The organism is Staphylococcus argensis, assembly GCF_002902305.1.
Taxonomy (GTDB): Bacteria; Bacillota; Bacilli; order Staphylococcales; family Staphylococcaceae; genus Staphylococcus; species Staphylococcus argensis.
Map to the genome: position 1 here is coordinate 25,269 of NZ_PPPX01000010.1, position 7,240 is coordinate 32,508.

Genomic DNA, 7,240 nt, shown 5'->3' on the forward strand with positions numbered 1-7,240 from the left:
CTTTAGGTTCTCCTAAAGCTTTAAAAAGTGTAAAGAGCTAAATATGAGTGTTAAGCATGTTTATCTCGTTTTTATTTTTATCATAATAGGTATTGCTAGACTCTTTGTAGGTGTGCGCGTAAATGCTAAGTAATCTCATAATCATTTTACCGAGCTAAGTTAGCGTGGCTACCGCAAGAGGTCAAGAAAGCAATAAGAGAGTTGTCCAATGTACTGACTCGCATGGATAGACTTTGACAAATCACACGACAGTGAGAAAGACATCAGAGACTTTCGCTTTCTGAGGAGGAAATACAGCGTGGAAGAGTTCAAGAAACAATATAAGTCGCTCATCAACCAAAGTTTAGAATCCGGCTTCACTCAAGAATTGCGCACAATTTGTATGAACTTTACTGATGAAGTGATTAAGAAAGATGTCTTGCCTGAAGATATCGTCGACATTCATAAGAGCTATATTATGAATCTCAACCTATCTGAGGCGCAAATCATGACTACGCTTGAGGTGCTTGAGGAAGTAGTCAAAGGTTTCGGCTATAGCTATCGAGACTATCAACGATTAGTGAATAGGCTACAACATCATGACAAGGAAATTGATTTGGCAGCAAGACTGCAACAAACGATGTTGAAGACGGAGATTCCTCAATTTGATAGTATTCAAATTGGTGCCATTTCAGTAGCAGCGCAGAAAGTGAGCGGTGACTACTTCAACTTGATTGATCATAAAGATGGAACGATGAGTTTCGCCGTGGCGGATGTCATCGGTAAGGGGATTCCCGCAGCGTTAGCGATGAGTATGATCAAGTTTGGCATGGACTCATACGGTCACTCGCAACTACCTAGTGATGGGCTGAAACGTCTCAATCGAGTAGTAGAGAAGAACGTCAATCAGAATATGTTTGTGACGATGTTCTACGGCCTGTACGAAGAAATGAATCATCTCCTTTACTGTAGTTCGGCAGGTCACGAACCAGGCTACATCTTTCGTGCTGAAGAGAATTCATTTGAGGAGATTGGTGTTCGAGGCACAGTGCTAGGTGTAGATCAACATACGAGATATGACCAGCAGGAAATTCCCATCTACATAGATGATTTAATCATTATCTTCACTGATGGGGTCACGGAAATTCGTGACGATAATGGTGAGTTTATTAATAAAAGTTATTTATTAAATCTCATTCAAGAGTACAAGCACATGCATCCGCAAGATATTGTGCAATTGCTCTATGAGGCATTGCTAAAGATTCAAAATCCTAAAAAACGTGACGATTTAACCATACTTATCATTAAACGTGTGCATTAGCTACACGTGGCTGTTCGGTTACAAATTGTCTTTTTTGGGTATATTAGGAAAGTAAACTATAATTAGGAGTGTAGGAGAATGAATCTCAATATAGAAACTGTGACTCATGACACATATTATGAAGTCAAAGTTGGCGGCGAACTCGACGTTTATACCGTACCTGAATTGGAAGATGTACTCGTTCCAATGCGCCAAGAAGGTACGAAAGATATACATGTAAATTTAGAAAATGTGAGCTATATGGATTCTACTGGCTTAGGCTTATTTGTAGGAACGTTAAAAGCATTAAATCAACATGACAAGCAACTTTATATACTAGGCGTTTCAGATCGCATTAGTCGTTTATTCGACATTACTGGCTTGAAAGATTTAATGCATGTTAACGAAGGAACGGAGGTTGAGTAACATGCAATCGAAACAAGATTACATCGAAATGTGTTTACCAGCTTCTGCTGAATATGTCAGTTTAATCCGTCTCACATTATCAGGCGTCTTCACTAGAGCAGGCGCATCTTATGATGATATTGAAGATGCGAAGATTGCGGTGAGTGAAGCCGTGACAAATGCAGTCAAACATGCTTATCATGATAAAGAGCAACAAGGAATGATTAACTTAGGTTATGAAATCTTTGATGATAAGATTAAGATTGTTATATCTGACCAAGGTGAAAGTTTCAATTACGAAGAAGCGAAAGAGCAACTCGGACCTTATGAAGAGAATGAGAATATCGACTATCTTCGCGAAGGTGGCTTAGGTTTATTCCTCATAGAGTCGTTGATGGACGAAGTCAGTGTTGATAAAGAGTCAGGCGTAACGATCAGTATGACAAAGTATTTAAACAAAGAGCAGGTGCGAAATAATGACGAAAGAGTCGAAATCAGTTAACGAAATATCACCTGAACAAATCAACCAATGGATTAGAGAGCATCAGAACGGTGAAGATACACATGCGCAAGATAAACTTGTGCAGTATTACAACAAATTAATTGAATCACTTGCTTATAAGTACTCTAAAGGTCAGTCTCATCACGAAGACCTGGTACAAGTAGGGATGGTTGGTTTAATAGGGGCTATAAATCGCTTCGACCTCTCTTATGATCGAAAGTTCGAAGCATTTCTAGTCCCTACAGTGATAGGTGAAATTAAACGTTACTTGCGTGATAAGACGTGGAGTGTGCATGTACCGAGACGTATCAAAGAAATCGGTCCACGGATTAAGAAAGTAACGGATGATTTAACAAATGAATTAGAACGCTCTCCTTCCATTTCGGAAATCGCTCAACGTTTAGAAGTCACAGACGAAGAAGTACTCGAAGCGATGGAAATGGGTCAAAGCTATAATGCACTAAGTGTCGACCACTCCATCGAAGCCGACAAAGACGGTTCTACCGTTACACTCTTAGATATTATGGGATCACAAGATGATAATTACGATTTGACGGAGAAGCGGATGATCTTGGAGAAGATTCTACCGATATTATCCGATCGAGAGCGTGAAATTATCCAGTGTACCTTTATTGAAGGTTTGAGCCAGAAAGAAACTGGTGAACGGATTGGATTAAGTCAGATGCATGTATCCAGATTACAACGAACTGCAATCAAGAAATTACAAGAAGCAGCACATAAATAGAGGTCAGGACGTACCCAATATGACTATAGAAGTTAAAGTATGCGCATAGCTTTTAGTCGAACCCGCTATGAGACAATATACTTTCTTGAACCCCCGAACGTGACACAATGGTGAAAGTAAAATTGTGCCAATATCGTCTGGGGTTCGAACCCTAGCCTTCGTACTTAGGAATCTATGGTCAATCAGAAGAGGCATTAAGTATGATGCCCAATGATGTTTGAATCGTCCTTACCTCTATTTTTATATGTTAAAATAGGTGCGTAGTTCAATATTTGAGTGACTTTTGATAGCTGCGGTAAGACAGTGGCGGAAGAGTTTATCGGCGTGTTTGTTTTTGAGAGATGATGCATCTTCTCAAAATGACAGGGGTGCGCGTAACTTTTACCTGAAAATGTATTTCGTATAGACATTATGTTTGAAACTCGTATTGATGTAGAACTAATGTGTGAATCGAATACATTTATGTCACTCATTTTAAAAATAGAAAAAGTGAATACATAGCAAGCAAAATGCTACTGAAAAGAATTTAAGAAAAGTAATAACGTTGGAGGCAATTATGGATCAACAGCTCATTCAATCAATCGCAAAGCAATATCAGTTTACAACGCAACAAATCAAAGCTGTGTTACAACTGCTGGAAGATAATAATACGGTGCCGTTTATTGCGCGTTACCGCAAAGAGCAAACAGGTGGACTCGATGAAGTCGAAATTAAACAAATTAACGATGAATATCAATACGTAGTGCATTTGCAGAAGAGGAAAGAAGAAGTGATACATAATATCGAGCAACAAGGCATGCTCACGGACGAACTCAAAGCGGATATCCTTAAACAAACGAAATTACAAAGAGTTGAGGATTTGTATCGTCCATATAAACAGAAGAAGAAAACGCGTGCGACAGAGGCGAAACGTAAAGGATTGGAACCTTTAGCGCAATGGCTACAACAATCTTCACTTGAAGAAAGTGTAGAAACTGCGGCAGAGGCGTACCTGAATGACGAAGTTAAGTCTGTGGAAGAAGCCGTACAAGGTGCGCAAGATATCATCGCTGAACAGGTGTCCGACAATCCAAAATATCGCCAAAAAATCTTGAAAGATACGTATCAACACGGTGTCATCACTGCGACTAAAAAGAAAAAAGCTGAAGACGACCAAGGAATTTACGAAATGTATTACGACTTTAGCGAACCGGTCAAAAAAGTCGCGAATCACCGTATCCTTGCTATGAATCGCGGGGAGAAAGAAAAGGTGCTTAATGTGAAGATAGAGGTGGATACGCGAGGTATTGAGAACTTTATCCGTAAAAATGAAGTATCTGCACAAACTGAAGCAACACCTTATATTGTTGAGGCGATTAAGGACAGTTTAAAACGACTGATCATGCCTTCAATTGAACGTGAAATCAGAGGTGATTTAACCGGCCGCGCGGAAGAACATGCAATTGATGTATTTGGTGAGAACTTAAGAAATCTACTTCTACAACCTCCGATGAAAGGCAAACAAATTCTAGGGGTAGACCCGGCTTTCCGCACAGGTTGTAAATTAGCCGTCATCAATCCTTACGGTACCTTTGTAGATAAAGGTGTAATTTATCCTCATCCGCCAGTGAATAAGAAGAAAGATGCAGAGCGAATTGTCATTGATTTGATTCAACGTTATCACGTGGATTTAATCGCGATTGGAAATGGTACCGCAAGTCGAGAAACGGAGCAGTTTATCGCAGGTCTCATTCAAGAACATGATTTAGATGTGCAGTATGTGATCGTGAATGAAGCGGGTGCGTCGGTTTATTCCGCATCAGAAGTTGCGCGCGAAGAATTCCCTGACTTCCAAGTAGAAGAGCGTAGTGCAGTATCTATTGGACGACGTATTCAAGACCCATTGAGTGAACTTGTGAAGATTGATCCCAAATCAATCGGTGTAGGGCAGTATCAGCACGATGTGGACCAGAAAGAACTTGAGCGTGCTTTAACTTTCGTTGTGGAAACTGCGGTGAACCAAGTCGGCGTAGATGTGAACACGGCTTCGCAATCACTCATGCAGTATGTTTCTGGTCTCACACCTTCCATCGCTAAAAATATTATCGCGTATCGTGAAGAAGAAGGTGCGATTACGCATCATTCTCAAATCGCTAAAGTGAAACGTTTAGGAGCAAAGACGTTTGAACAAAGTATCGGTTTCTTAAGAATTGTTGATGGTGAAGAACCGCTAGACAATACGTCGATTCACCCTGAAAGTTATAAGGCTACTTACGCGTTATTAGACTCCGTGGGCATGACATCAGCAGATTTAGGTTCAGATCAGTTGAAAGTAACGCTCGAGAAATTGAACTTATCAGAGACTGCTGAATCATTAAATATTGGTCTACCTACACTTGAGGATATCGTTAAAGCATTGAAAGCACCTCACCGTGACTTGCGGGACGACTTCGATGCACCTATTCTTAAATCTGATGTTCTTTCTATCGAGGATTTAACAGAAGGTATGAAATTGAGCGGTACAGTGCGTAATGTCGTTGACTTCGGCGCATTTGTCGACATCGGAGTGAAGCAAGACGGTCTTGTTCATATTTCTAAACTTTCTCGCCGTTTTGTTAAAAATCCAATGGATGTGGTTAGCGTTGGAGATATCGTCGATGTGTGGATTATTCAAGTTGATGAGAATAAAGGAAAAGTCTCATTATCGATGGTAGATCCAAATGAATGATAGAGATATTCAGGAAATGACTGAAAAGATTTCACGTGACAGTTTCGGGAGACCATTTCGGCACCGTGCTTATTTTAACCACCGCCTAAGAACGACAGGCGGGAGATACATGCTCAAGTCTCATCATATCGAAATTAACTACAAACAATTTGAGAAGTTTGGGAAACAGGCAGTGATAGATATTATTAAGCATGAATTATGTCACTATCACTTGCACTTAGAAAGTAAAGGTTATCAGCATCGCGATAAAGACTTTAAGGAATTAAGTAAGCAAGTGGGCGCACCTCGATACTGTACACCAGTTCAAAGTTATGCCGAGCGTGTGAACTACGTTTATCAATGTAAGAAATGTGGTGTGAAATTTCCACGTATACGTAAAGTCGATACGCGTCGACGTGTTTGTGGTCAGTGCGGTGGCCGATTGAAATTGGCAGAAGGGCGAAAGTGAAAGGATAGCTAGGACGAGTAAGGTATCCTTAGGTTCGTTTCTGATAGCAATGTATTATTGAGAGGGCACTCTCCGAACAATGTTGTTAAAACTTTTGATTGGTGTCGCGGTGACGATAATCTTTTGAGGTAGTGTTGATAGTAAAACGATGTTAAAACACATTGCTCGAGCTTTGAGTCGTTGTTCGAGTTGTGAAAGAATGATGTCAATGGTCGAACTCAGCCTCATTAAGCGCAGTAGTAAACGCTTAGTTCGCGGTTGAAGTTGGTTAAGTTATGATGGGCATAAGTGAATGAGGATTTGGAGAAGCAGTAGTCAGAAGTAACTGGCTATTGCTTCTTTACATTATGGATGAGTGGTGAGGGGGAGATTGTTTGAATCTATTGGTGATAGAGGTGGTTGAGTCTAGAAATAAACTTTTATATTGAGATTAAAAAACTTGTAATATATGAGAGCTCAATTTGTAAATTGGTGTAGTGTTGTGGAAGTGAATTTAGTAAGAAAATCTTTAGTGAAACAGTTGTTAATGGTTAACTATTTCCTCTAAAATTCACTGGTTTTAATCTTAGGACAAATTACACTAAAGAAATTGTGTGTATGTATTGACGTTCACTCAAATATGAGCTATGATAATAATCGTTGTAAAAATGATTAAGGCGTTTTGAAGAGGGAATAAAGAAATTTAACTTTCTATTAAATTCTCATTGACAAAACATTAACCGCATAATAAAATGGTAATTGTCCTTTTTAAAGAAACTTCTTTCAAAAGAGATTAGTCATTTTGCTAAGCGGTCGTGGCGGAATGGCAGACGCGCTAGGTTGAGGGCCTAGTGGGAGAGATCCCGTGGAGGTTCGAGTCCTCTCGACCGCATCAACTTTTTTAATTTCATAAGCGGGTGTAGTTTAATGGCAAAACCTCAGCCTTCCAAGCTGATGTTGTGGGTTCGATTCCCATCACCCGCTCCATCTTATTTATTTTCTTATGAACATTGAAAACTAAATGACAATATGTCAACGTTAATTCCAATAAACACTTATTATAGCAAGTGAATGAAAACGATTGATTGACGAAAAGTTGAAATCGTTTGTCATCACTTGACAGAGCTAATCAAACACTTTTTTATGGAGAGTTTGATCCTGGCTCAGGATGAACG

6 protein-coding genes and 2 tRNA genes are annotated in these 7,240 nt (G+C 39.7%); all 8 read left to right on the forward strand.

What is annotated here, in order from left to right; genetic code table 11:
• Nucleotides 1–298 precede the first annotated feature (298 nt).
• The 8 genes from CD039_RS06875 to CD039_RS06910 all read left to right on the forward strand — a co-directional run bounded on the left by CD039_RS06875 (nt 299) and on the right by CD039_RS06910 (nt 7,052).
• Nucleotides 299–1,300 carry a SpoIIE family protein phosphatase gene (locus CD039_RS06875; protein ID WP_103371700.1) on the forward strand — a complete coding sequence of 334 codons (1,002 nt, stop codon included), beginning with the start codon at nt 299–301 and terminating at the stop codon, nt 1,298–1,300.
• A 78-nt stretch (nt 1,301–1,378) separates the two neighbouring features.
• Nucleotides 1,379–1,705 (forward strand): anti-sigma factor antagonist, encoded by a 327-nt coding sequence (locus CD039_RS06880; RefSeq protein WP_070504622.1) that lies wholly within the window; start codon nt 1,379–1,381, stop codon nt 1,703–1,705.
• A 1-nt stretch (nt 1,706) separates the two neighbouring features.
• The gene (gene rsbW, locus CD039_RS06885) at nt 1,707–2,186 is read left to right on the forward strand and encodes an anti-sigma B factor RsbW (RefSeq protein WP_145427838.1); all 480 of its coding nucleotides are present in this window, start codon (nt 1,707–1,709) and stop codon (nt 2,184–2,186) included.
• Nucleotides 2,161–2,931 carry an RNA polymerase sigma factor SigB gene (gene sigB, locus CD039_RS06890; RefSeq protein ID WP_103371702.1) on the forward strand — a complete coding sequence of 257 codons (771 nt, stop codon included), beginning with the start codon at nt 2,161–2,163 and terminating at the stop codon, nt 2,929–2,931. Before rsbW ends, sigB begins: the two co-directional genes overlap by 26 nt.
• 556 nt (nt 2,932–3,487) lie before the next feature.
• Entirely contained in the window at nt 3,488–5,638 is a 2,151-nt protein-coding gene (locus CD039_RS06895; protein WP_103371703.1) for a Tex family protein, read from the forward strand.
• Nucleotides 5,631–6,086, forward strand: coding sequence for a SprT family protein (locus tag CD039_RS06900; RefSeq protein WP_103371704.1), 456 nt, complete (start codon nt 5,631–5,633; stop codon nt 6,084–6,086). Before CD039_RS06895 ends, CD039_RS06900 begins: the two co-directional genes overlap by 8 nt.
• A gap of 788 nt (nt 6,087–6,874) precedes the next feature.
• Nucleotides 6,875–6,957: transfer RNA gene (locus CD039_RS06905), tRNA-Leu, on the forward strand.
• A 21-nt stretch (nt 6,958–6,978) separates the two neighbouring features.
• Nucleotides 6,979–7,052: transfer RNA gene (locus CD039_RS06910), tRNA-Gly, on the forward strand.
• Nucleotides 7,053–7,240 lie beyond the last annotated feature (188 nt).

Bases quoted from the DNA above. Each gene is read 5' to 3' on its own strand.
- sigB (WP_103371702.1), top strand. From the start codon at position 2,161: ATGACGAAAGAGTCGAAATCAGTTAACGAAATATCACCTGAACAAATC.
- CD039_RS06895 (WP_103371703.1), top strand. From the start codon at position 3,488: ATGGATCAACAGCTCATTCAATCAATCGCAAAGCAATATCAGTTTACA.
- CD039_RS06900 (WP_103371704.1), top strand. From the start codon at position 5,631: ATGAATGATAGAGATATTCAGGAAATGACTGAAAAGATTTCACGTGAC.
- CD039_RS06880 (WP_070504622.1), top strand. From the start codon at position 1,379: ATGAATCTCAATATAGAAACTGTGACTCATGACACATATTATGAAGTC.
- rsbW (WP_145427838.1), top strand. From the start codon at position 1,707: ATGCAATCGAAACAAGATTACATCGAAATGTGTTTACCAGCTTCTGCT.